The 21,389-nt window shown below is 65.0% G+C and carries 23 protein-coding genes; 10 read left to right on the plus strand and 13 right to left on the minus strand.

What is annotated here, in order from left to right; all coding sequences use genetic code 11:
* Window positions 1-44: 44 nt before the first annotated feature.
* From FJ527_RS22955 to FJ527_RS22970, 4 genes are all read right to left on the minus strand, one after another.
* Entirely contained in the window at window positions 45-959 is a 915-nt protein-coding gene (locus FJ527_RS22955) for a sugar phosphate isomerase/epimerase (protein WP_140725298.1), read from the minus strand.
* Window positions 960-994: 35 nt separating this feature from the next.
* Window positions 995-2,527 (minus strand): mannitol dehydrogenase family protein, encoded by a 1,533-nt coding sequence (locus FJ527_RS22960; RefSeq protein WP_140824083.1) that lies wholly within the window; start codon window positions 2,525-2,527, stop codon window positions 995-997.
* Window positions 2,524-3,306 carry an SDR family oxidoreductase gene (locus tag FJ527_RS22965; RefSeq protein WP_140824084.1) on the minus strand — a complete coding sequence of 261 codons (783 nt, stop codon included), beginning with the start codon at window positions 3,304-3,306 and terminating at the stop codon, window positions 2,524-2,526. Before FJ527_RS22965 ends, FJ527_RS22960 begins: the two co-directional genes overlap by 4 nt.
* A 78-nt stretch (window positions 3,307-3,384) precedes the next feature.
* On the minus strand, window positions 3,385-4,278 hold the full coding sequence (locus FJ527_RS22970; protein ID WP_140824085.1) for a MurR/RpiR family transcriptional regulator: 894 nt from the start codon (window positions 4,276-4,278) through the stop codon (window positions 3,385-3,387).
* 199 nt (window positions 4,279-4,477) lie between these two features.
* Here FJ527_RS22970 and FJ527_RS22975 point away from each other — a divergent pair, with 199 nt between their 5' ends.
* On the plus strand, window positions 4,478-5,665 hold the full coding sequence (locus FJ527_RS22975; protein WP_140824086.1) for a Gfo/Idh/MocA family oxidoreductase: 1,188 nt from the start codon (window positions 4,478-4,480) through the stop codon (window positions 5,663-5,665).
* A 50-nt stretch (window positions 5,666-5,715) separates the two neighbouring features.
* Here the strand turns inward: FJ527_RS22975 and FJ527_RS22980 are convergent, their stop codons facing one another.
* Window positions 5,716-6,180, minus strand: coding sequence for an NUDIX domain-containing protein (locus FJ527_RS22980; RefSeq protein ID WP_140824087.1), 465 nt, complete (start codon window positions 6,178-6,180; stop codon window positions 5,716-5,718).
* A gap of 184 nt (window positions 6,181-6,364) precedes the next feature.
* On the opposite strand from FJ527_RS22980, the gene FJ527_RS22985 reads away from it, so the two are divergent.
* Window positions 6,365-6,898: a sterol desaturase family protein gene (locus FJ527_RS22985; protein ID WP_140824088.1), complete on the plus strand. Its 534-nt coding sequence runs from the start codon at window positions 6,365-6,367 to the stop codon at window positions 6,896-6,898.
* Between the two features lie 73 nt (window positions 6,899-6,971).
* Here the strand turns inward: FJ527_RS22985 and FJ527_RS22990 are convergent, their stop codons facing one another.
* Window positions 6,972-7,355 carry a YkvA family protein gene (locus tag FJ527_RS22990; RefSeq protein ID WP_140824154.1) on the minus strand — a complete coding sequence of 128 codons (384 nt, stop codon included), beginning with the start codon at window positions 7,353-7,355 and terminating at the stop codon, window positions 6,972-6,974.
* Between the two features lie 231 nt (window positions 7,356-7,586).
* Window positions 7,587-7,865 carry a hypothetical protein gene (locus tag FJ527_RS22995; protein WP_140824089.1) on the minus strand — a complete coding sequence of 93 codons (279 nt, stop codon included), beginning with the start codon at window positions 7,863-7,865 and terminating at the stop codon, window positions 7,587-7,589.
* Between the two features lie 163 nt (window positions 7,866-8,028).
* Between FJ527_RS22995 and FJ527_RS23000 the strand changes: the two genes are divergently transcribed.
* Window positions 8,029-10,122, plus strand: coding sequence for an alpha/beta fold hydrolase (locus FJ527_RS23000; protein WP_140824090.1), 2,094 nt, complete (start codon window positions 8,029-8,031; stop codon window positions 10,120-10,122).
* A gap of 52 nt (window positions 10,123-10,174) precedes the next feature.
* On the opposite strand, the gene dinB is transcribed toward FJ527_RS23000, so the two are convergent.
* Both dinB and FJ527_RS23010 read right to left on the minus strand, forming a co-directional pair.
* Window positions 10,175-11,422 (minus strand): DNA polymerase IV, encoded by a 1,248-nt coding sequence (gene dinB, locus FJ527_RS23005; protein WP_140824091.1) that lies wholly within the window; start codon window positions 11,420-11,422, stop codon window positions 10,175-10,177.
* Window positions 11,423-11,583: 161 nt separating this feature from the next.
* Window positions 11,584-12,000 carry a helix-turn-helix domain-containing protein gene (locus FJ527_RS23010; protein WP_140725326.1) on the minus strand — a complete coding sequence of 139 codons (417 nt, stop codon included), beginning with the start codon at window positions 11,998-12,000 and terminating at the stop codon, window positions 11,584-11,586.
* Window positions 12,001-12,110: 110 nt separating this feature from the next.
* Between FJ527_RS23010 and FJ527_RS23015 the strand changes: the two genes are divergently transcribed.
* The 6 genes from FJ527_RS23015 (at window position 12,111) to FJ527_RS23040 (ending at window position 17,192) form a co-directional block, all read left to right on the plus strand.
* Window positions 12,111-12,989: an NmrA family NAD(P)-binding protein gene (locus tag FJ527_RS23015; protein WP_140824092.1), complete on the plus strand. Its 879-nt coding sequence runs from the start codon at window positions 12,111-12,113 to the stop codon at window positions 12,987-12,989.
* Between the two features lie 37 nt (window positions 12,990-13,026).
* Window positions 13,027-13,614: a dihydrofolate reductase family protein gene (locus FJ527_RS23020; protein ID WP_140725331.1), complete on the plus strand. Its 588-nt coding sequence runs from the start codon at window positions 13,027-13,029 to the stop codon at window positions 13,612-13,614.
* A gap of 123 nt (window positions 13,615-13,737) precedes the next feature.
* The gene (locus FJ527_RS23025) at window positions 13,738-14,619 is read left to right on the plus strand and encodes an SDR family oxidoreductase (RefSeq protein WP_140824093.1); all 882 of its coding nucleotides are present in this window, start codon (window positions 13,738-13,740) and stop codon (window positions 14,617-14,619) included.
* 106 nt (window positions 14,620-14,725) lie between these two features.
* Window positions 14,726-15,664, plus strand: coding sequence for an alpha/beta hydrolase (locus FJ527_RS23030; protein WP_140824094.1), 939 nt, complete (start codon window positions 14,726-14,728; stop codon window positions 15,662-15,664).
* A 2-nt stretch (window positions 15,665-15,666) separates the two neighbouring features.
* On the plus strand, window positions 15,667-16,197 hold the full coding sequence (locus tag FJ527_RS23035; protein WP_140716281.1) for a dihydrofolate reductase family protein: 531 nt from the start codon (window positions 15,667-15,669) through the stop codon (window positions 16,195-16,197).
* On the plus strand, window positions 16,194-17,192 hold the full coding sequence (locus tag FJ527_RS23040; RefSeq protein ID WP_140716279.1) for a sigma-70 family RNA polymerase sigma factor: 999 nt from the start codon (window positions 16,194-16,196) through the stop codon (window positions 17,190-17,192). Before FJ527_RS23035 ends, FJ527_RS23040 begins: the two co-directional genes overlap by 4 nt.
* Here the strand turns inward: FJ527_RS23040 and FJ527_RS23045 are convergent.
* Complete coding sequence (locus FJ527_RS23045) at window positions 17,161-17,922, minus strand: alpha/beta hydrolase (RefSeq protein WP_140716277.1); 762 nt, start codon at window positions 17,920-17,922, stop codon at window positions 17,161-17,163. The two genes, FJ527_RS23040 and FJ527_RS23045, sit on opposite strands and share 32 nt — an antisense overlap.
* A gap of 116 nt (window positions 17,923-18,038) precedes the next feature.
* The gene (locus tag FJ527_RS23050) at window positions 18,039-18,953 is read right to left on the minus strand and encodes an alpha/beta hydrolase (RefSeq protein WP_140716275.1); all 915 of its coding nucleotides are present in this window, start codon (window positions 18,951-18,953) and stop codon (window positions 18,039-18,041) included.
* A gap of 120 nt (window positions 18,954-19,073) precedes the next feature.
* Between FJ527_RS23050 and FJ527_RS23055 the strand changes: the two genes are divergently transcribed.
* Window positions 19,074-20,006 carry a LysR family transcriptional regulator gene (locus FJ527_RS23055; RefSeq protein WP_140824095.1) on the plus strand — a complete coding sequence of 311 codons (933 nt, stop codon included), beginning with the start codon at window positions 19,074-19,076 and terminating at the stop codon, window positions 20,004-20,006.
* Here the strand turns inward: FJ527_RS23055 and FJ527_RS23060 are convergent.
* Both FJ527_RS23060 and FJ527_RS23065 read right to left on the minus strand, forming a co-directional pair.
* Window positions 19,984-20,727, minus strand: coding sequence for a 2OG-Fe(II) oxygenase (locus FJ527_RS23060; RefSeq protein ID WP_140618029.1), 744 nt, complete (start codon window positions 20,725-20,727; stop codon window positions 19,984-19,986). The genes FJ527_RS23055 and FJ527_RS23060 overlap by 23 nt on opposite strands.
* Complete coding sequence (locus FJ527_RS23065; RefSeq protein ID WP_140618030.1) at window positions 20,724-21,272, minus strand: methylated-DNA--[protein]-cysteine S-methyltransferase; 549 nt, start codon at window positions 21,270-21,272, stop codon at window positions 20,724-20,726. The genes FJ527_RS23060 and FJ527_RS23065 overlap by 4 nt, the downstream gene beginning before the upstream one ends.
* Window positions 21,273-21,389: the final 117 nt, after the last annotated feature.

Consider the following 21,389-nt stretch of genomic DNA (forward strand, 5'->3'; position numbering starts at 1 on the left):
AGGCCGCGCCACTCACAATCAGAGTCAAGTGGCTCGCTTTGCCGTTACTTGACGAAAGGACGCAGCACGTCGCGGGCGAGCAGAAAACCCCGCTTCACCTGCTCGTCGCTGCCTTCAAATCGCCTGTCCTCGTGCTCGATGATGACCGATCCGTCATAACCGGCGCGGTAGAGGCCCGAGAAGAAGCCGCTCCAGTCGACATCGCCGAGCCCCGGCATGCGCGGCACCTGCCAGCCTATGCCCGCCGATAGAATTCCGCGCTCGTACAAACCATCATGATCAATCATCAGGTCCTTGGCGTGGACATGCAGCATATAGGGGCCGAATTCCCGGATGAAGCGGGCCTGGTCGATCATCTGCCAGACCAGATGCGAGGGGTCGAAATTCATGCCGACATCGCCGCCCCAGGCTTCGAGAATGCGACGCCAGACCTGCGGCGAATAGGCGATGTTGTGCCCGCCCGGCCATTCATCATGGCTGAAGATCATTGGGCAGTTTTCGAAGGCGAGTTTTACCCCGTGGCCGCGCGCATGGGCAACGATTTCCGGCCAGACTTTCAGCGCGTCCTGCCAGTTGACGTCGACTGTCTTGGAGGCATCGCCGCCGCAGAAGGTGTTGACCAGGGGAACGCCCATGTTGGCGGCCAGGACGATGACCTTCTTCAGGTGGCCGATGACCGCCTCGCGATGGGCGGTATCCGGGTGCAGCGGGTTGGGGTAATAACCGAGACCGGAGACCGTGAGGTTCTTTTCCGCCAGCGATGCAACGATTTCTTTCGCCCGCGAGGCCGAAGTGCCATCGACATCGATATGGCTGGTGCCGGCATAGCGGCGGGTCGCGCCGGAGGTTTTCGGCCAGCAGGCGATTTCCAGTGCCTCGAAGCCGACAGAGCTTGCCCAGCCGGCGACCTCGCCAAGCAGCGTGTCCGCGAACGGTGCGGTGAGCAGTCCAAGTTTCATCATGCCTCCCCTGGCCGCGAACCCGCGATCGATTCCTATAATGCCGATTGTTTGGATCGCTTCAACCTCGCGACCTCATCTTGTTCGAGACTGTGACGGACTGCCGCCATCGGATCGCCCGAAAGCAGTTCGCCAAGCGCTGACGTGACGGCCTGCCGGAACGTCTCGTCCGCGGCAAGGCCCGGGTCGAATATCGTGTCGATGGCCAGGATGGCGGAAGCCAGCGCCCGCGCATCGTGGCCGGTTTCGTCCGCAATCGCGGCGACCTTGCCGGCATAGGGATCCGACACCGGCCAGCGCTTGCCGAAGCGCGCCGAGGCCAGGATCAGATAAGCCATCCAGCCGGCGACCGGCACCGACAGCAGGCCGATGCTGGCCCCCAGGTTCAGGCGGTCGCGGATCGGGTTGAGCAGGCGCTGCACGATTTTTTGCGAGCCATCGGTGGCGATCTGGTGGTTGCGATGGTGGATCGCGGTGTTCTTCAACCGGCCAAGGCTCTGCTCGACATAAGCAGATGGATTCATGCCAGCCACCGGCATCAGTGTCGGCAGGGTTTGCTCGACCAGCATGCGCCTGACGAAGACCGAAAGCAGCGGGTCGGCGATGGCATCCGACGTGTGTTCGAGGCCGGCCAGTACGCCGAGCGTGGCGAGTGTCGTCTGGGCGCCGTTGAGCACCCGCATCTTGAGATGCTCGAACGGGGTGACGTCGTCGACAAAGGTCGCGCCGGCCAGGTCCCAGCGCGGCATGCGGCCGGCGAACTTTTTCTCGATCACCCATTGCCGGAAGGGTTCGCCGACAGCGACGGCGGCGTCGCGATAGCCGAACCGTCGCTCGACGCCGTCGAGATCGTCCTGTGTCACCGCCGGAGCGATGCGGTCGACCATGGCCGAGGGGAAGGCGGCATTGGCCGCGATCCAGTCGGCCAGGCCATTGCCGCGCCGTTCGGCAAAGCTCCGCACGACATTTTCCAGGATGACGCCGTTGGTCGGAATGTTGTCGCAGGAGAGCAGCGTCAGCTTCCGGCCATGCGTGGCCCTGCGTTGCTCCAGCGCCCGCGTGAGGATGCCGGGCACGCTGCGGGGCGCTTCCGGGTTGGCGAGGTCGTGGACGATGTCGGGATGATCGAGGTCGAGCGCGCCAGTCGAGGGCACATGGCAATAGCCTTTTTCGGTCACCGTCATCGTCACCAGTTCGATGTCGGCGGAGACGAGCACCTCGAGCGCCGGTGCGGCGCTGTCCTGGCTGTCGACCACCTTCACGATGCTGCCGATGACGCGTGCCTCGACATCATCGTTCTCGCGGATCAGCCTTGTGTAGAGGCCGTCTTGCCGGCCAAGCGTCTCGGCCAGGGCGGGCGGGCGAATGTTGATGCCGACGATGCCCCAGCGGTCGAACCGTCGCGAAAGCAGGTCGTCGGTGTATTCGGCTTGGTGACAGCGATGGAAGGCGCCGACGCCCAGATGCGCCATGCCTGGTGAGAGCACCGCGCGGTCGTATGACGGCTTTTGCACGGCCGCGGGGAGCCGCTCCAGCAGTCTGGGCCCGAGCCTTTCGATGGCGTTCACCGGTTCGCCCCGATCACCGACTGTTCCTGGTCGATCACCGCGCCGGTCATCGGCCCGGCCGCGTCGGAAAGCAGGAACACGGCGAGATTGGCGATATCGTCTGGCTTGAGCAGCCGACCGAAGGGCTGCGCGGCATTGGCGGCGTCGAGCCATCCCGGGCCATTACCCAGCGTCTGCGCCTGCATGATGCGTTCGGCCGGCGTGTCGGTCCAGCCGACATTGATGCCGTTGACGCGGATGCGGTCGAAGCGGTGGGCGTTGGCGGCGTTCTTGGTCAGCGTCGCCAGCGCGCCCTTGGTGGCGGAATAGACGGCGAGTTCCGGCGAGCCGCAATGGGCGTTTATCGAGAGGATGTTGACGATCGCGCCGCCCTGGCCACGCTTCTTCATGTCGGCGATCGCGGCCTGCATCAGGAAGAAGGGCGCACGGGCGTTGACGGCAAACAGCGCCGACCAGTCGTCCGGCGTGGCGTCGAGGAAGGAGGCGCGGTCGGTCAGGCCGGCGGCGTTGACCAAGCCGTCGATGCGGCCGAAGCGGTCGATGCAGGCCTGCGCCAAGAGGGCGGGAGTTTCCGGGTCTCCAAGGTCGGCGGCGACGAAGAGCGTCGGCGTACCGATGGCCGACAGTTCCGCAGCCACGGCCTCGCCGCGCTTGCTGTCGCGCCCGGTGATCAGCAGGCCGGCAGCGCCGGAGCGTGCCAGCGTCCCGGCGATGGCACGGCCGATGCCTTGCGTCGACCCGGTGACCAGCGCCACCTTGCCTTCGAGCCTGATCTCCATTCCTCCTCCCGGAACAAAGTTTCTATTTCCTGAAATATGGAATGCCAATTCCCGATAGTCAATTGTACCAGCGGCGCCTCATGTGCCGCGGCGCGCCGCGACGCCTTGGACCAGCGCCATGCCCACCGCCAGCGACGCCGCCAGCGAGCGGAAGCCGGCGAAGTCCGACTCCACCACTTCCAGCCAGCTGTCCGACAGCCGGATCAGCGGCGAGAAGGTGCTGTCGGTAATGGTGACGATGCGCGCCTTGCGCTCATGCGCGACGGCCACCAGGTCCGGCGTGATCGAATTGTAGGGGCTGAAGGACACCGCCAGCACCGCATCCTGCCTGCCGATGCAGCCGACCTGATCGAGCGCGGTCGAGCCGACATTGTCGACCAGCACATTGCGCACGCCTTGCTGCGAAAGCGTCAGCGACAGATAGGTGGTGACGGGGAAGGCGCGCTTGGAGCCGATGACGTAGATCAGGTCCGCCTTGGCCAGCGTCGCCACCATCTTCTCGAAGCTTTCGATATCGAAGCCGCTTTCGATGCGGCCGAGCGAGGCCTGCGAGGCGCCAACCATGCCGCGCAGGAAATGCGTGGCGGCATTGGGCTCGGCCTCGGCGCGCTGCTCGCCGCGGCCTTCCGGCCACGATCCCTTGACGTGGTCCTTGAACAGGCCCTGGAAATCGGAAAAGCCGGAATAGCCGAAGATCTGGGCGAAGCGCACCAGCGTCGAGGGCTGCACGCCGGCCTGTGCCGCCACTTGGGCAATGGTGCCGAGCGCCACCTCGCTCGGGTGCTGCCACAGGAAGATCGCCACCTGGCGCAGGCGCTTGGGAAAATGCACGGTGCCGGAAGACAGCACCGCGCGCAGCTCCTCATAGGTTCGCGGCTGTATATAGCCGAGTGCCGCCAGCGAACGGCCGCGTTTGCGCGTCGCTGCCTCGTCGGCACTGGATCGTCCGGATGGTTTTCTCGCCCCGCTCATGAATTCAGGCTAGCGCGATACGATCGTTTTACAATATGGAAATTGGAAATGGTGTTCGATGGGCATGGGGCGGGCTCGGTGATTTCGTCATCCCAGGGCGAAGCAGCCGCGCAGATCCTGGGGTCTGCGCCGCGTCGCTCCACTCCTTGCTACGCCCTGGGATGACGACCCCGCTAGTGATCAGCCCCGAGGAGAAAACATGGTCTATGCAACATCGGATGGATCGACGCGCCAGCGTCTGCGCGTCGGCATGGTCGGCGGCGGCCGCAATGCCTTCATCGGCGCCGTGCATCGGCTGGCCATGCGCCTCGACGACCAGATCGCGCTGGTTGCCGGCGCGCTGTCGTCCGACCCGGACAATGCCGCCGCCTCGGCCGCCGAGATCGGCATCGCGCCGGAGCGCAGCTATGCCGATTACCGCGCCATGGCCAAAGCGGAGGCCGCGCGGCCGGATGGCATCGAGGCGGTCGTCATCGTCACGCCCAACCATCTGCACGCGCCGATCGCCACCGCCTTCCTCGAGGCCGGCATCGACGTGATCTGCGACAAGCCGCTGTCGACGACGCTGGCCGACGCCGAGGCACTGGTTGCACTCGCGAGGGCGAAAAACCGCCGCTTCGTCGTCACGCTCAACAACACCGGCTACGCCATGGTGCGCCAGGCGCGCGAGATGGTGATGGCGGGCGAGCTTGGCCGGGTCGTGTCTGTGCATGGCGCCTACATCCAGGACTGGCTGACCAAGCCGATCGATGCCGACGGCCAGAAGCAGGCGGAATGGCGCACCGATCCGGCGAGGGCAGGGCAGTCGGCGGTGCTGGCCGATATCGGCGTGCATGCCTTCAACCTGGCAGGCTTCATTTCGGGCCGCGAGGCCGAGACGGTGTCGGCCGATCTGTTCACCGCGGTGCCCGGACGCCGGCTCGACGACAATGCCCATGTGCTGGTGCGCTGGACTGATGGGGCACGCGGCACGATCCTGGCCAGCCAGACATCGCCCGGCCACTACAACGACCTCTCCGTGCGCATCTATGGCGACAGGGCCGGGCTCGAATGGTCGGGCGGCCGGCCGGAGGAACTGCGCTTTTCCAGATATGGCGAGGAAACCCGCACGCTGGTGCGCGGCGGCCATGGTTCGACGGAGGAATCCCGCCGCGTGTCGCGCATGCCGGCGGCGCATCCCGAAGGCTATATCGAGGCCTTCGCCAATTTCTACCGCGACGCCGCCGACATCATCCGAGCCCACCGCTCGGGCGGCGCGGTGGATCCCGCCCGCGCGGCGCGGGTGCCAGACGTGATCGACGGCGCGCGCGGCGTGAAGTTCGTCGCCGCCGCGGTGGAGTCGAACGCGGCGGGCGGGGCGTGGACGGCGGCAAGGTTTGCGGGATGAACAGCCGATCTTCCCCTTGGGGGGAGATCGGCGGCTTTTGCCGTCGGCAATTATTCGATATCCAACTGTTCTGCCAAATCCGACAGCATCGGGCGCTGACCCTGCAGAATCTTCACCCCGGCTTCGGCCAAGGTGAACCAGTCGGCCCTGTCGACCTCCGGGAAGTCCTTCATCGATCCAGATCGCGGCGGCCATTCCATGGTGAAGGTGTTGCTCTTGACAGCGGCCACATCGATGTCGGCCTCGACGGACCAGGCCATGACGATCTTGCCGCCCGGCTGCCTGTAGTCGCCGAGGCGCGCGAAAGGGCCTTCGACTTTCATGCCGAGCTCTTCCTCGGTCTCGCGTCGTGCCGCCGCCAATTCGTCCTCATCCTCGTCGACGAGGCCCTTCGGGATCGACCAGGCGCCATCGTCCTTCTTTGCCCAGAAGGGGCCGCCCGGATGAACCAGCAGCACCCTGATACCGTCATCGCTCCGGCGATAGATCAGCAGACCCGCGCTGCGTTTTGCCATGTTTGCATGTCCGTTTGCGGCACCGGTGCGAAGCCGGCCGATTCTGAGCGATCATGGCTGCCGATCTTGCACCTGGAAATTGCGACGCTATGTCAGATGCATCCGCATTGCACCTCATACGCGAGTCCGGCAAACTGATAGCATCGTTTCTGGGGCGGCGTCGAAAATCAGGTGAGGCGTCCGAATGCAGCTGGGTCTGATCGGCTACTACAGCGACTTCGTGGTCTATCCCCTGGTGATCGCGATATTGGGGGTGGCCGGACTGATCGAGGCCGGAGAAGAAAGCGCGCCGGACTGGGTCGGCACGATGCTGATCTGCCTTGGCCTGTGGACGCTGATCGAATATGTGCTGCACCGTTTCGTGCTGCACCACGTCCCCTGGATCCGAGACCTGCACGACCGTCACCATGTCGAGGAGCGCAGTCCGGTGGGCACGCCCACCTGGCTCAGCCTGGGCGTGCATGCGCTGGTGGCGTTCCTGCCCGTCTGGATGGTCTCCGACTTCGCGACCGCCAGCGCGGTGAGTTGCGGGTTGATGCTGGGCTATCTCTGGTACATCAGCGTCCACCACATGATCCATCACTGGCATCCGCCCCATCCGAGCTATCTCTACACGCTCAAGCGCCGCCACGCGGTGCACCACCATATCGACGACAACGCCAATTTCGGCGTGACCTCGATATTCTGGGACCGGATTTTCGGCACCGCTAGGCTTTGACAGGGGAACCTTTCGACCAGGCGACCAACTTCATTCGTGGTCTGCCGGGTGAACGCCCAGCCTGAAATCCATATCAGGCCGAGCGATCTGGCCAGAATAGCCAGATGAGCGCGGCGGCCATCAAAACCCAAAGTCCGACAATGAATGCGAGACCGCCGCGGCTGGTCGGCCTCGATCGGCGAATGGCCTCCGCGCGAAACTCCGCCATCAGATCGGCGGGGATCAACTTCACCGCGAGCAGGATGCCAAGCGGTACGATGATCAGATCGTCCAGATATCCGAGTACGGGAATGAAATCGGGTATCAGATCGATGGGACTGAGCGCGTAGGCGGCGACGATGCCGGCGGCAAGTTTGGCGTACCAGGGAACGCGAGGATCGCGGGCGGCCAGCCATAGGGCCATCACATCGCGCTTGATGGCTCTCGCCCATTGCTTTGCCTTGTCGAGGACAGTCACCCGGCAACTCTCTTTAGAAGGCCCCGAACATCGGGCGCCTCCGCTCTTTCCCTCGATCATTGCAGCGATGTCGACGATCCGCAAACTGACTCCGCCGCCCAACGGGCGTGCCGTGAAGAAGACCTATTGAAAGCCGGCGCTGGTGACGACCACCGCGCCGCCTGGTTCGGGACGTCGATCCGCAAAGCGTGAGCGACGGGGAGGGCTCCTCCGCTCACAATTCCTTCTCCGCTAGTTCCTGAATGCGTCGGGCAGCGAGCGGGCCGCTTCCAGGGCCACCGTACCGTAGCCGACCGCCTGTTTGCCGAAACGCTGACGGATCTTGTCGATAAGGCGGCCGAGGAGGCCTGGCCGGCGATTCATCGCCTCCCGGTTGGCCGCCTGTTTCTCCAGGTACCCCGCCAGCGCCAGGTCGTGGCGCTGCGGCGCGACCCGGTCCGGAGACCGCGACGTAAGCCAGGGATCGCCGTAGAACAGGAGCGGCCAGTCTGTTGGGTGCGGGAGCAACATGGTATTCTCCATGACAGTTGTCAGCAGCACCGTGCGTCACACCCGTCGGAATCGCGTTCGCGCCAGCGTGACGAAATCGTGAAAAGCGTCGCGCGACGCAGAAAGCCGGTTGAATTGGTATCGGCACCGGTAAAGGATTGCCGCTGAAGCTGTGGTGGATCCGATGGCGCGCCTCTCACTGTTGGGTGGGTTCGATTTCGCTGGCGGTGCCGTGGCCCCGTCCTTCACCCGCAAGGCGCGCGCCATGGTCGCCTATCTTGCGATCCATTCGGGGCATTCCCTCTCGCGCGAAAAGCTTGCCGCCCTGCTATGGGGCGACACCGGCGAGCCGCAGGCACGCATGAACCTTCGGCAGGCTCTTTCTGTCGTGAGGAAGGCTATGCCCTCGGCCCATGGCGTTCGCTTCCTGACCGATGGCGACGGCATCATGCTGGCGCTGGATGATCTTGATTTCGACGTCGCCCGGTTCGAGGTGCTGGCCGCCGAGGCGGCACCCGAGCAGCTTGAGCAGGCCATCAGCCTCTATCGAGGCGATCTCCTCGATGGCTTCAGCCTGAAGGAGGAACCCTTCGAGGACTGGCTGCGGATCGAACGCGCACGGCTGCGGGCCACGGCCGTCTTGGTGCTGGAAAAGCTCGTCGCGCATTACTTCGCGCAGAACGATCTGGCGTCCTGCGTGCAGGCGGCGACACGCTTGCTAGCCTGGGAGCCGCTGCGTGAAGACATCCACCGGGCCTTGATGCGGGCCTGTGCGGCCCAGGGCCGCATCAATTTGGCGCTGAAACAATATGAGCTCTGCCGCGACTCCTTGCAGCGCCAGCTACGTGTTCAGCCGGACCCGGAAACGAGGCAGCTCTATGAACAGCTTCGCGCCCGACGCACGGCGTCGGCTGCTCCAGCACCCGCCGGGCCGGTTGCGCCCGGTGCTCAGGCTACATCGCCGCCGACCCACTATGTCAAATCGGCTGGCAGCAACATCGCGTATCAGGTAACGGGCAACGGCCCCGTAGACCTCATTTATGTGCCAGGCTGGGTTTCCAATCTCGACCTTGCCTGGGCATCGCCCAGGCTGGCGCATGTCCTGCACCGTCTCGGCTCTTTTTGCCGGCTGATCCGGATGGACAAGCGCGGCACCGGACTGTCGGATCGCAATGTCGGCCTGCCGACGCTCGAAGAGCGTATGGAAGACGTGCGCGCGGTCCTGGACGCGGTCGGTTCGAAGCGTACCGTCCTGTTCGGCAGCTCCGAGGGCGGCAGCATGTGCATGCTGTTTGCCGCGACCTATCCCGAACGCACGGCCGCCCTCATCTTGAACGGGACCTATGCCCGAGGTGTATGGGCGCCGGACTACCCCTGGGCCAAAACCAAGGCGCAGGTGGAAAGAGAACTCGTCGCCATCGAGCGCGAATGGGGAGAGCCGGCCGACCTCAGCAATGCCGCGCCCAGCCTGATGAACGATGCATTCGAGCGCGAATGGTTCGCGGCCTTCCTGCGCAATTCAGCTTCGCCCGCCGATGCGATCTCGCTGTGGTACTGGAGCACCGAAATCGACGTTCGGGAGATACTGGGAGCCATCCACGTTCCAACGCTAATCGTTCAGAGAACGGGCGATCGCTGGGTCAAGGCCGAGGAGGGGCGCTACCTGGCGAAACACATACCGAGCGCGAGCTACATCGAGCTCGCGGGCAACGACCATGTCATCTGGGGGGAAGGCTCCGATCGCCTGATCGATGAGATCCAGTCCTTTGTCAGCGGCACCTTGCCGGCGGCACCCGGCGAGCGTGTGCTGGTCACCATTCTCTGCGTGGACATCACCTCGCCATCTGCGTCCCCCGATGGCCAGGATTTGAGGCGGGGATATGTCGACGCGATCTGCGATCAAGTCCAACTGGCCCAGGGCAGGGAGATACGGCGCAACGCGAATGGCCTCCTCGCTGCCTTCCAGCGTCCGACGCGGGCGATCCAATGCGCCATGGCGATCCGCGACGGTTTGAAGCCATCTGGCCTCGGCGTCCGTGCCGCGGTGCATATTGGCGAGTGCGAAAAGCAAGACGGTGATTTAACCGGCACCGCCATCGACCAAGCAGTGCTGATGCTCGACCAAGCCTTGCCGGGCGAGATCGTTACGTCGCGCACAATCCACGATCTCGTGCCGGGCTCCGGCCTTGTGTTTACAGAGCGCGGCGGGACGGAAACAGGCGCCGTGCCGGGAGGCGGGCAACTCTATGGGGTCGGTGCAGCGTCGGCCCGACAGTAGCGAAGCGCCATGGTGTCGGTTGGCGCGCCGTCGGGGACAGTCCCTTTTCCACTCAAAGCTCCTTTTCCGCCAGCTCCCTGAATGCGTCGGGCACCGAGCGGGCCGCCTCCAGCGCCACCGTACCGTAGCCGACCGCCTGTTTGCCGAAACGCTGGCGGATCTTGTCGATGGCGCGGTCGGCGCCGAAGCGCGCGAGGCCTTTTTGGCTACCCGGGCGGCGCTTCTCGTCGGCGAGGCCGAGCGGCAGGTCGAGCTGCAGTTCGGCGCTCTCCTCCAGATGCGAGACCGAGATCGCCAGCAGCGAGATCGTTTTCTCCCGGGGATGCTCGGCGAGCACGCCGCGCACCAAATCCCCTGCGATCTCGGCCAGCATGGCGGTCGCCGAGATCGGCTGTTCCAGCGTGATCGAGCGCGTGACGGCGCTGAGATCGGCAAAGCGCACGCGCACGGTTACCGTGCGGCCGGGACGGTTCTTGGCGCGCAGCCGGCTGGCGACGCGATCGGCCAGATGCAGCAGTGTGGGCACGATCACTCGCGCCACGGCCGGCTTTTGCCCGAGCGCCGATTGCGCGCCGGCCGAGTGCGCCCGGCGCTTCGTCTCCAGCTTGCGCGGATCGCGGTTCCACGACAGCGCCGTGAGCTTTTCGCCGGCCGCGGGGCCTAGCAGCCGGGTCAGGGCGCCGCTGTGGGTCCGGGCCAGCTCGCCGATGGTCTCGACGCCGATCTCGGCCAAGCGCGCCCTGGTTGCCGGGCCGACGCCCCACATCAGCGAGACCGGCAAATCGTGCAGAAAGGCAAGCTCGGTGCCGGGCTCGACCACCACCAGCCCGTCTGGCTTGGCGACTTGCGAGGCGATCTTGGCCAGATGCTTGGTGCGAGCCACGCCGATCGAGATCGGCAGGCCGAGTTCGGCCCGCACACGGCCGCGGATCGCCGTCGCGATTTCCCGCGGGGAGCCGAACAGATGCGTGCAGCCGGCGACATCAGCGAAGGCCTCGTCGATGGAGATGCGTTCGACCACCGGCGTGAAATCGTCGAGCACCTTGATCGCCGCGTCGCCCAGCCGCTGGTAGTGGCTGAAATTGCCGCCGACGAAGATCAATTGCGGGCAAAGCTCGCGCGCTTTGCGTCCAGGCATGCCGCCGCGCACGCCAAAGGCGCGCGCTTCGTAAGAGGCGGCGAGCACCACGCCGCCGCCAACCGCGATCGGCTTGCCGCGCAGCGACGGGTCGAGCAGTTGCTCGACCGAGGCATAGAAGGCGTCGAGATCGGCATGCAGGATGGTGGCCGTTGTTTCCATCCTGTTCCGCTCATCCGCGATTGCTGATAGACAGGAACCTATAGTGAACAAACAGAGATCATTGTCAATTGGGTCCTTGGTGCATCGGTGTCCTTTGGGCGTAACCGAGGCGCGTAAAGTGCCTCCTTTTCCCACAGGGCGGAAGGAGGCAGCGCCACTTCCTAGACAACATGCTCCGCCCGCAGTGCCGCCTTCATCCGTTCCAGCGCCGGCTCGCCGCCGGCCGCCAGTTCGTCGGCGATGCGGGCGAGCTTGTCGTCGGATTTGCGGTGCCTGCTGCCCCAGGCGCCGAGCGTGGCCAGCACCGGCAGGAGATCGATGCCGGCTTCGGTCAGCCGGTAGATCGCCTTCAGCCCGTGGCTAGGGTCGTCGCTGCGGGTGAGGATGCCTTCGTCCTGCAGCGTCTGCAGCCGCTCGGCCAATGTGCGCGAGGAGATGCCTTCATCGGATTGCAGGAACTCGCGAAAATGCTTTTTGCCGGCGAAGACCAGGTCGCGGATGATGAGCAGCGTCCAGCGGTCGCCGAGCAATTCCAGCGACAGGCTGATCGGGCAGCCGGATCTTTCACGCGTCGACATCTCTACGGTTCCATTTTTAAATCACTTTACTATTGACATCGTTCTTTCCATCAGTCAAATGCTTCCAAAAGTAAATCGTTGGGCCGCAACTTGGCCAGCAGGAGGACGTCATGAGTCAGGCCGTCGGGAAAATCAGCTCACCAAGAACCGTCGTGGTCATCGGGGCCACCAACGAGGTTGGCAAGGCGGTCGCTCAGGTCCTGACCGGGCAGGGGCATATTGTGCGCGGCGTGGCGCGCAGCCTGGGTGTCGCGCTTGACGATAGCGACGCGCTCGCCTCCGCCTTTTCCGGTGCCGACAGCGCCTATGTAATGATTCCGTTCGACGTCACGGCGCCAGATCTTCATGGCTTCGAGGATGAAGTCGGCGCGCGGCTGGCGGCGGCGATCGCGAAGTCAGGCGTGCGCCGCGTCGTGCTGCTCAGCGGCCTCAATGCCCATCTCAGGATGGGAACTTCGCTCGGCGCCGCCTTGATGGAGGACCGGCTGGCGGCGCTCGGCCTCGACGAACTGGTGTTTTTGCGCGCCTCGTTCTTCATGGAGAACTTCGCCAAGGGCATGGGCTTTGTCCAGCAGGCCGCTTCCGGCATCTTCATGACGCCGTTCCGTGGCGATCTGCCGATGCCTTTGATTGCTGCCAGCGATCTCGGCCAGCGCGCCGCCGCCCTGCTGGACGCTACGCGTTTTCCAAGCGAGCGGATTATCGAATTGCATGGCGGCGGCTATTATACCTTCGAGCAGGCCACCGCGATCCTGGGCAGCGCGATGGGGAGGCAGGTCACTTACAAGGCGGCTCCATTCACTGAGGCGCGCGCCGGGATGATCGCCAACGGCCTGTCACCGAGCTTTGCCGATGCGCTCGGCGAAACGGCGGCGAGTTTCAACAAGGGTGAACGCTGGGCACTTGAGGCACCGTCAATCCGCAACGCCACGCCGACCACTTTCGAGAGCTGGGCACAAGCCTTTGCCCGTTCGCAAAGCGCGGCGTGATCCTTCCTGCCTGGAATCCGGAAACGAGGAGAACCCCATGAAAAAGCTGATCCTTCAGATGCAGATGTCGGTCGACGGCTTTGTCGGTGCCAATGAGAACCACCCCTGGCAACTTTGGGGATGGGGCGACGACATCGGCTGGGACGAGGAACTGAAGCGTGATTTCAACGCGGTGTTTGCCGGCATCGACACCATCCTGCTCAGCCGCAAGATGGCTGAGGAAGGTTACCTCACCCATTGGGGCAACGCGGCGCGGAAATATCCGGCCGATCCGTTCTATGCCTTCGCCCAGCGTATCGTCGAAGCGCGCAAGGTGGTGCCGAGCGACAGGCTCGAGACCTCGCGATGGGAGCGCACGACGGTGGTGAGCGGCGACCTGCCGCGCGAGGTCAACGCATTGAAGGCGGGTGAGGGCGGCGACATGGCCGTCTTCGGCGGGGCGGGCTTTGCGTCGGCGCTGATCGCGGCCGGGGTGGTCGACGAGTTCCAGCTGTTCGTCAATCCGGCCGTGCTGGGCGCCGGCCGCCGCATCTTCGACCAAGGCGGGTTCCGAAACCTGCTTCTGCTCGGCTCGAAGGCTTATGGCTGCGGCATGGTGGTCAGCCGCTACGCGCCAGCGGGCTGATTACCGGCGTGCAGGCCGCACGCCGGTAAAAAGACGTTTGGCCGGAATCCTTTGCCCGCTTCTCTTCGTCTTCAAGGTGGGTCGCCGGAAGGGCGGCCGCATCAACGCTGAATGGAGAGACAAATGATCCTGGTGACAGGCGCCACCGGCCTGAACGGCAAGGCAATCGTGCGCGAGTTCGCGCGGCGGAAGCATCAAGTGAGGGCGCTGGTTCGCGATCTTAACCGGGCATCCGCGGCAGGGCTCGGCGGACTTGCCGGCGTCGAGCTGGTCGACGGCGACATGCGCCGGGCGGAGACGCTTGGCGCGGCTCTCGATGGTGTCGATCGCGTGCTGATGATTTCGACCGCCGCGCAAGACATGGTCGAGACGCAGTGCCGTTTTATCGACGCCTGCAAGCAGGCCGGCGTCGCGCATGTGGTGAAGTTTTCCGGTGCCGAATCCAACATCGGCTATGACGCGACGAAGTTCCGCTTCACGCGCATGCATGAGGAGGTCGAGCGTTATCTCGAAGGAGCCGGCATGGCGTGGACGCATCTGCGCCCCAGCCAGTTCATGCAGGTCTATCTGCGCGACGCGCCGACCATCGCCGCCGAGGGCGCCTTTTATCTGGCGCTTGGCGGCACCGAACTGTCGCCGGTCGATGTCGAGGACATCGCCAAGGTCGCCGTCCGGCTGCTGCGCGATGGCGGCCATGAAGGCGAGAGCCTCGACATGACCGGACCCGAGGCGCTGACGATGAGCGACATCGCGGCGCGGATTTCGCAGGCGATCGGCAAGCCGGTCCGCTACGTCGACATCAGCCCGCAGGACCGCCGGCGCAACCTGCTGGCCGCCGGCGTTCCCGCCGACTTCGCCGATGCGCTGGACGAGCAGTTGACCGAGCGCCTGCGGCGGCCGAAATCGCGGGTGCATCTGGCCACCCACGATATGTTCGGCGTGCGCGCGACGCCGTTCGTCGAATTCGCCCAACGCCACGCGGCGATGTTGCGGGGCGAGGCGTAGGCCGCCGAAAAAAAACGCAGGTCGGCACGTATCCTTTTTGCCTGCCCGTCCGTCTCTTGCCTGAAGGTCGCGCCGGACCGCGATCGGCAACCACGGAGAAACGGTCATGGCGAGCATGCAAAGTCAGGCAAACAGGAACCACTACGCCGCGCTCGCGGCCAATGCGGGCAAGTTGACCACCCCTCAGGCGGTCATCGACTACAACGACGTCAATTGGACGGCACTGACCGGCGAACCGGGCGGCGTCGATTATATCGAGGTCGATGCCGGCGGCGTGCCGGCGATGTGGGTGGTGCCGAAGGGCGCCGACGAGCAGCGGGTGCTGCTTTACGCGCATGGCGGCGGCTTCATCGGCGGCTCGATCTACACGCACCGCAAGCTGGTCGGTCATCTCGCCAAGGCCGTCGGCTGCCGGGCGCTGCTCTACGACTATCCGCTGGCGCACCAAGCCAAGCATCCGGCCCAGCTCGAGGCCGCGACATCGGCCTGGGACTGGCTCGTCGACCAAGGCTTCGACCCCAAGCGGATCGTGATCGCAGGCGACTCCTGCGGCGCGGTGCCGACCTATGGCGTCCTGCAGCGGCTGCGCGCGCAAAGGCGGCCACTGCCGGTCGCCACGCTGATCATCTCCGGCTGGTTCGACATGGCGTTGACCGGCGCCAGCTACGAGACCAACCGCGACAAGGACCCGGCCTTCGCTAGGGAAGCCGTCGACTGGCTGGCGGCCAATTTCATCGGCGATGCCGATCGGCGCGATCCCGAAGTCAGCGCGCTCTACGCCGACCTCTCCGGCTTTCCACCCGTCTTCCTGCAGGCCGGCGCCGACGAGACGCTGGTCGACGAAAGCCGCATGTTCGCCGAGCGGGCGAGGCAGGCGGGCGTCGAGACGCGGCTCGACGTCTTTGACGGCATGCTCCACTCCTTCCAGATGATGGCAGGGCGGGCGCCGGAGGCCGATGACGCCATTGCCCGCTTCGCCGCCTGGGTGCGGCCGAGACTGGGGCTGCCGGCTCCCGGTGAGAAGACCAGCGAAAAGGCGGCGTGAGCATGCGGCGGCTGATCGTGTCGAGTTTCGTCTCGCTGGATGGCGTCATCGAGGCGCCGATGACGTGGGCGTCGCCATTCTTCGTCGGAGAGAATGTGGACCATGCCTTGCGGGCGCTTTCGAACGTCGAGTTCTTCCTGCTTGGCCGCGCCACCTACGAGATGTTCTTCGCGCGCTGGCCCTGGGCCAAGGGTCCGTACATGGACCGCATCAACGGCCTGAAGAAGCTGGTCGCCTCGACGACGCTGAAGACGGTGTCGTGGAATGCCGCGCTGATCGAGGGCGACATCGCCGAGGCGCTCGCGGCGCTGAAACGCCAGCCGGGGGGCGACATCCTGAAATATGGCGTGTCGCAGCTCGACCGCACCTTGCTTTCCACTGGGCTGGTGGACGAGTATCATCTGTCGATCGTGCCGACATGGGTCGGGCAGGGCAAGCGCGCCTTCGACGACGTCGGGCCGATCGATCTCGAACTGGTCGACATCAACCGTTTTGCCAATGGCGTGGTGACCCTGACCTATGTGCCGCGATGAACCAGCAGATCCGCAAATCCCCCGACACGGCACGAGGCATGCGGGTCTGGCCTGAGCCCGACCGCGTGTTCGACCTGCGCTATGCCGCGTTCCTGGAGACGGTTTCGCATCTGCGCGCCAGGCTGCATCGCTATTGCGCCCGCATGACCGGCTCGGCGCTGGATGGCGAGGACATCATGCAGGAGGCGCTGTTCGAGGCCTATCGCAAGATCGAGCTGCTCGACGATGCGCAGGCGCTGCGGCCGTGGCTTTTCCGCATCGCGCATAACAGGTGCATCGATTTCATCCGCAATCGCCGCACGCGGCACGCGGCAGAGGCCTTCTATGCCGACGACGACGTGGTGCAGCCGGTCGAGCCGGCCGGTCCGGGCGCCGGCCGCGCCATCGAGCGGTTGGTGGTGCATCTGCCACCGAAGGAGCGCGCCTGCGTGCTGCTCAAGGATGTCTTCGACCATTCGCTGGAGGAGATCGCCGAGATGGTCGGCTCGACACCGGGCGGCGTCAAATCGGCGCTCAATCGCGGCCGCGCCAAGCTCGCCGCTCTACCCGCGCAACCGGCCGCGGCGCCGCCACACGATCCCGAACTGGAGCGGCTGCTTGATCGCTATGTCGCGCTCTTCAACGCCAGGGACTGGGACGGCGTGCGGGCACTGACCAGCGCCGATGCACGCCTCCAGGTGTCGGACTGCTACAGCGGCTTGCTGTCGGGTTCGCCCTACTTCGTCGAATATGAGCGCAGCGAACTGCCCTGGCGCGTGCGGCCAGGCGCGTTCGAAGGGGAGATGGTGCTGGTCGTCGACAGGCAATATGGCGAGGTCTGGCGGCAGGCATATCTGGTCCGGATCGGCGCCACGGGCGGGGTGATCGACAGCATCAGCGACTATTATGCCTGCCCGTGGATCCTGGAGATGGCAAACGTGGAGGGGATCTATCCTGGCCTCCTCGCCGGTATCGTTTCCCTGCCTACTTCACCGAGTCCACCGCCGCCAGGATAACATCGGCGACTTCGCGGGGCTTGGCGAGCATGGCGACGTGGCTGGTCGGCAACTCGGTGACCTTGGCGCCGATCGCCTTCGCCATCGCGGCCTCGGCCGCCGGCGGGATCATTCCGTCGTGCCTGGCGACGATGTACCAGCTCGGCTTTGTCTCATACGCGGCCGCGGTGAGCTTTTCGTCGAAGATACCGGAGAAGGCTGGTCCCTGGGTGGCGGCGATCACCCCGATTTCCGCCGGCGGCAGGTCTTGCGCGAAATATTTGGCGACACCCTCGGCGCTCAACCTGAGATAGCCGCCGCTGTCGGGTTGCAGCGCGCTTGCCCAGGGCGGCGGCGGCTGACCCTTGCCAAGCTCGTTGATCGACACGCCCTTTGGCGGCGCGAATGCGGCGACGTAGACCAGCGCCTTGACCTTGTCGTTCACGCCGGCCTGGCTGATGACGACGCCGGCCCAGGAGTGACCGACGAGAATGACCGGACCCGGCTGGGCATCAATGACGCGCATGGTTGCGTCGACATCGGCGGCAAGCGAGCTCAAAGGATTTTGCACGGCCACCACATTGAGCCCCTTGGCCTCCAGCAAGGGAATGACCTTGCTCCAGCTCGATCCGTCGGCGAACGCGCCGTGCACCAGGACGACCGTTTTCTTCGGGACATCGGCGGCTGACGCCGGTGCTGTCGCCGTCAGGAGAACGGCGGTTCCCAGAGTCAGGAAATGCGTTAACGGCATAGAATGTCTCCCATTGTCGCGACGGGCCGCACCATTGCTGGGCGCGATCCCGTTCGGCTTCATCGTTACAAAGGTCGGCCCTGGCAGAGCCCACGGTGGTCGCTGAAGCCGTGCTGTTACTTGGCGAGGAAATCTGTAATCAGCGTGACGGTGACGTCCGGGTTTTCCTCCATGATCCAATGGCCCGATGCAGGCACGATGGCTCCGGTCACGTCACTGGCGACCAACCGCAAGATGTCGGCCTGCGTCGTGCCGGCCGATTTTTCCGCACCCGCCGCGAGCACTGGCATGGTCAGCTTGCCGCCCGTGGTGAGCATCGCCTGATTGTCGATCGCATCCTGGTCGAATGCCTTGAACTGCTCGAAGGCGTCGTGCATGGCATGTGGCCGGGCGTAAAGCTTGGCGTAGTGGACGCGCGTCGCCTCGTCGATCTTCTTGGGGTCGGCCGACAATTCGTTGTAGAAGCGATCGAGGTAGATGCGCTCGCGGCCCGCCACCAGCCGTTCCATGTCGGGGCCGCGGAAGTTGAAATGCCACAGCAGCGGGCTCTGCTTGATCTTGTCCCAGTCGCCTATGCCCGGCAGCGGCGCGTCGATGACAACCCATTTGGTGATGCGCTTCGGATACTGCGCGGCCAGCGCATAGCCGACCATGTTGCCGATGTCATGGGTGACCAGGTCGGCCTTGTCGATCTTCAGCGCGTCCATCACGCCGGCGATGTCGACGGCTTGGTTCTTCTTCGTGTAGCCGCCGTCGGGATGCGCCGAAAGGCCCATGCCGCGCAGGTCCGGCACGATCACGGTGTGGTCCTTCATCAACGCTATCGCAGCCGGCGCCCACATGTCGCCGGTGTCGGCGAAACCATGCAGCAGCACGACCGCCGGCCCTTGTCCGCCGACACGGACGTTCAGGCTGGTGCCGTTGGTCTCGATCGTCTGCGTCTTGAAGCCGGCCGGAAACGCGACAACGCGCGCGGAGGCCGGAACACTCATGGCCAGCAGACCAAGGACGACAACCAACGGACGAAACATGCTGCACTCTCCGAGCTTTTGTTCTGTGATCGCGGTATCGCGACCTGCACAATTATGGCACCATGTCCTTGATTTCGTTAGGTGGCTGTCGCCTGATGGTGAATTTGGGAAAGCCGAACAATGCTGAAGCTCGAATCGGCCGCCGCGTTTGTCGCCGTAGCGGAATCCGGTTCGATCAGCGAAGCGGCCAGGCGCATGAGCCTGTCGAAATCCGTCATCAGCGAGCGACTGTCGGAACTGGAGCGCGGCCTCGGCACAAAGCTGCTGGACCGCACCACCCGCAAACTCTCCATCACCGAGGCGGGACGAGGTTTTTACGAGCGCGCCAAGCGCATCATGCAGGAGGTGGCCGATGCCCGCGCCGAAATCGCCGAGCGCCGCGGCGAACTCGCCGGGCCGCTCAGGATATCGGCGCCGACCAGTTTCGGCATCCTCCATCTCGGCCCGGCGCTATATGGCTTCCTGGCCAAGCACCCGGGAATCGAACTGACGCTCGATCTCGAGGATCGTTTCGTCAGCATGGTGGCCGATGGCTACGATGCCATTGTGCGTCATGGGCCGGTCGTCGAAGATGGACCTGTCATCGTCAAGAAGCTAGCTTCCAGCCGTCGCTTCCTGGTGGCCTCGCCGGATTATACCGAGCAATTCGGGTTGCCCGTGACCACCGATGAACTGAAGCGCCATAAGGGCATCATCTATTCCATCCGAGGTGCCGCCGACTGGCGGTTCAAGATTTCGCGGCGGCTGGTGACGATCCGCCCGGAAACCGCGCTGCGCGTCAACAATGGGATTTTGATGCGCGACGCCGCGCTTGCCGGCCTGGGCCTGGCGCTGCTCCCCGCCTACTTCATCCGCACCGAGATCGCCGACAAGCGATTGACGGTCGTCGATGTGGGTGCGGAGCCTGAAGGAGCCACCATCTATATCGCTTGTCCCGAGGATCGGCGCGGATCCGCCAAACTGCGCGCACTTACCGCATGGCTGCGCAACGCTTTCGGCGATCCGCCCTATTGGGAGCATGAGCCGGCGCTCACTTCGCATCGTGAAAAATGATGCCGACCGTGTGGCGCATGCCGGAGCGCAGGCGGCTGACGCCGTGGCGCAGGTTGACGCGGTAATTGCCCTTCGTGCCCTGCACCGGCCGGTTGTGGACCGCGAAAGCCACCGCATCGCCCTGGCGCAAGGGCACCACTTCGACCCGGCTCTGCATGCGCGGCCGCTGTTCGGTCAGCGCGAACTCGCCGCCGGTGAAATCCTCGCCCGGCTCGGAAAGCAGGATCGCCACCTGGAGCGGGAAGGCGAGGTCGCCATAGAGGTCCTGGTGCAGGCAGTTGAAGTCGCCGGGCACATATTGCAGCAAAAGCGGCGTCGGCCTGACCTGACCGGCGGCATGGCACTGGTCGAGAAACGCGCTATGCGTCGCGGGGTAGCGCATGGCGATCCCCATGCGCTCGTTCCAGCGGTTGGCGACCGCGGCCAGCCTGGGATAGAGCGCGCCGCGCAGGCCGCCGACCAGATCGGGCAAGGGATAGCGGAAATAACGGTATTCGCCCTTGCCGAAACCGTGCCTGGCCATGTGGATGTGGCTGCGGAAATGTTGCTCCTGGGGATAGAGGCCGGCGAGTTGCCGGCACTCATCGGCCGAGAGCAGCTTTTCCATCACCGCGCAGCCGAAGCTGTCGAGCTCGGTGGCGAGCGCCGGCCAGTCATAGGCGGTGATGCGTGTCTCGGCGGCTGCGACCAGCGGTGGCGCGACCCTGGCGTCGGCGTTCATATCGCGGCCTCCCTTTCCAGCAAGGCGCGCTTGCGCTCGATGCCCCAGCGGTAGCCGGACAGCGAGCCGTCGGCGCGCAACACCCGGTGGCAAGGAATGCCTAGCGCGACGGCGTTGGCGGCACAGGCCGTCGCCACGGCGCGGGCGCCATCCGGCATGCCGAGGCGCCGGGCAAGGGCGGTGTAAGTGACGGTGGCACCGCATGGGATGGCGCGCAGCGCCTCCCACACGCGCTGCTGGAAGGGCGTGCCGTTGCGCATGTCGAGCGGCAGGTCGAGACCGGCGCCGGGCGTTTCGATGAAGCGCGCTATCGCCGCGAGATCATCGCGCAGGCCGGCCGCGTCTTCGAGCAGCACCCTGCCGGGGAAGCGGTTGGCGAGGTCCTGCCGCAACGTGCCGGCGTCGGAGCCGATGAGGATGGCGCAGACGCCGATGGGGCCGCGCGCCGCCAGGATGTTTCCAAGCGCGGACTGGCCGATGGCGTAGCTGATGGTGTCAAGGACGCTGGTGGTTGTCGCCTGCATATCGGTTTGAATGTGGTTCATTGCCTTCACTCCTGTCTATGCCTTGACCCTAACGAACTCGCCGGTGCCGCTCACTCCGATGCTTGCTTTCAAATTCAATCCAGGAGGCTGAACGGCGAAAGCAAGTGCGGTTTGGAC

Origin of the sequence: Mesorhizobium sp. B2-4-18, from assembly GCF_006441385.1 — a bacterium.
Taxonomy (GTDB): domain Bacteria; phylum Pseudomonadota; class Alphaproteobacteria; order Rhizobiales; family Rhizobiaceae; genus Mesorhizobium; species Mesorhizobium australicum.

Coding starts and splice junctions, on each gene's coding strand:
- FJ527_RS22975 (WP_140824086.1), top strand. CDS start 4,478: ATGGTCTATGCAACATCGGATGGATCGACGCGCCAGCGTCTGCGCGTC.
- FJ527_RS23010 (WP_140725326.1), bottom strand. CDS start 12,000: ATGTCGACGCGTGAAAGATCCGGCTGCCCGATCAGCCTGTCGCTGGAA.
- FJ527_RS23030 (WP_140824094.1), top strand. CDS start 14,726: ATGGCGAGCATGCAAAGTCAGGCAAACAGGAACCACTACGCCGCGCTC.
- FJ527_RS23060 (WP_140618029.1), bottom strand. CDS start 20,727: ATGAACGCCGACGCCAGGGTCGCGCCACCGCTGGTCGCAGCCGCCGAG.
- FJ527_RS23065 (WP_140618030.1), bottom strand. CDS start 21,272: ATGAACCACATTCAAACCGATATGCAGGCGACAACCACCAGCGTCCTT.
- FJ527_RS23020 (WP_140725331.1), top strand. CDS start 13,027: ATGAAAAAGCTGATCCTTCAGATGCAGATGTCGGTCGACGGCTTTGTC.
- FJ527_RS23045 (WP_140716277.1), bottom strand. CDS start 17,922: ATGCCGTTAACGCATTTCCTGACTCTGGGAACCGCCGTTCTCCTGACG.
- FJ527_RS22965 (WP_140824084.1), bottom strand. CDS start 3,306: ATGGAGATCAGGCTCGAAGGCAAGGTGGCGCTGGTCACCGGGTCGACG.
- FJ527_RS22970 (WP_140824085.1), bottom strand. CDS start 4,278: ATGAGCGGGGCGAGAAAACCATCCGGACGATCCAGTGCCGACGAGGCA.
- FJ527_RS23000 (WP_140824090.1), top strand. CDS start 8,029: ATGGCGCGCCTCTCACTGTTGGGTGGGTTCGATTTCGCTGGCGGTGCC.
- FJ527_RS22985 (WP_140824088.1), top strand. CDS start 6,365: ATGCAGCTGGGTCTGATCGGCTACTACAGCGACTTCGTGGTCTATCCC.
- FJ527_RS23035 (WP_140716281.1), top strand. CDS start 15,667: ATGCGGCGGCTGATCGTGTCGAGTTTCGTCTCGCTGGATGGCGTCATC.
- FJ527_RS23055 (WP_140824095.1), top strand. CDS start 19,074: ATGCTGAAGCTCGAATCGGCCGCCGCGTTTGTCGCCGTAGCGGAATCC.
- FJ527_RS22955 (WP_140725298.1), bottom strand. CDS start 959: ATGAAACTTGGACTGCTCACCGCACCGTTCGCGGACACGCTGCTTGGC.
- FJ527_RS23015 (WP_140824092.1), top strand. CDS start 12,111: ATGAGTCAGGCCGTCGGGAAAATCAGCTCACCAAGAACCGTCGTGGTC.
- FJ527_RS23040 (WP_140716279.1), top strand. CDS start 16,194: ATGAACCAGCAGATCCGCAAATCCCCCGACACGGCACGAGGCATGCGG.
- FJ527_RS22980 (WP_140824087.1), bottom strand. CDS start 6,180: ATGGCAAAACGCAGCGCGGGTCTGCTGATCTATCGCCGGAGCGATGAC.
- FJ527_RS22995 (WP_140824089.1), bottom strand. CDS start 7,865: ATGTTGCTCCCGCACCCAACAGACTGGCCGCTCCTGTTCTACGGCGAT.
- FJ527_RS23050 (WP_140716275.1), bottom strand. CDS start 18,953: ATGTTTCGTCCGTTGGTTGTCGTCCTTGGTCTGCTGGCCATGAGTGTT.
- dinB (WP_140824091.1), bottom strand. CDS start 11,422: ATGGAAACAACGGCCACCATCCTGCATGCCGATCTCGACGCCTTCTAT.
- FJ527_RS23025 (WP_140824093.1), top strand. CDS start 13,738: ATGATCCTGGTGACAGGCGCCACCGGCCTGAACGGCAAGGCAATCGTG.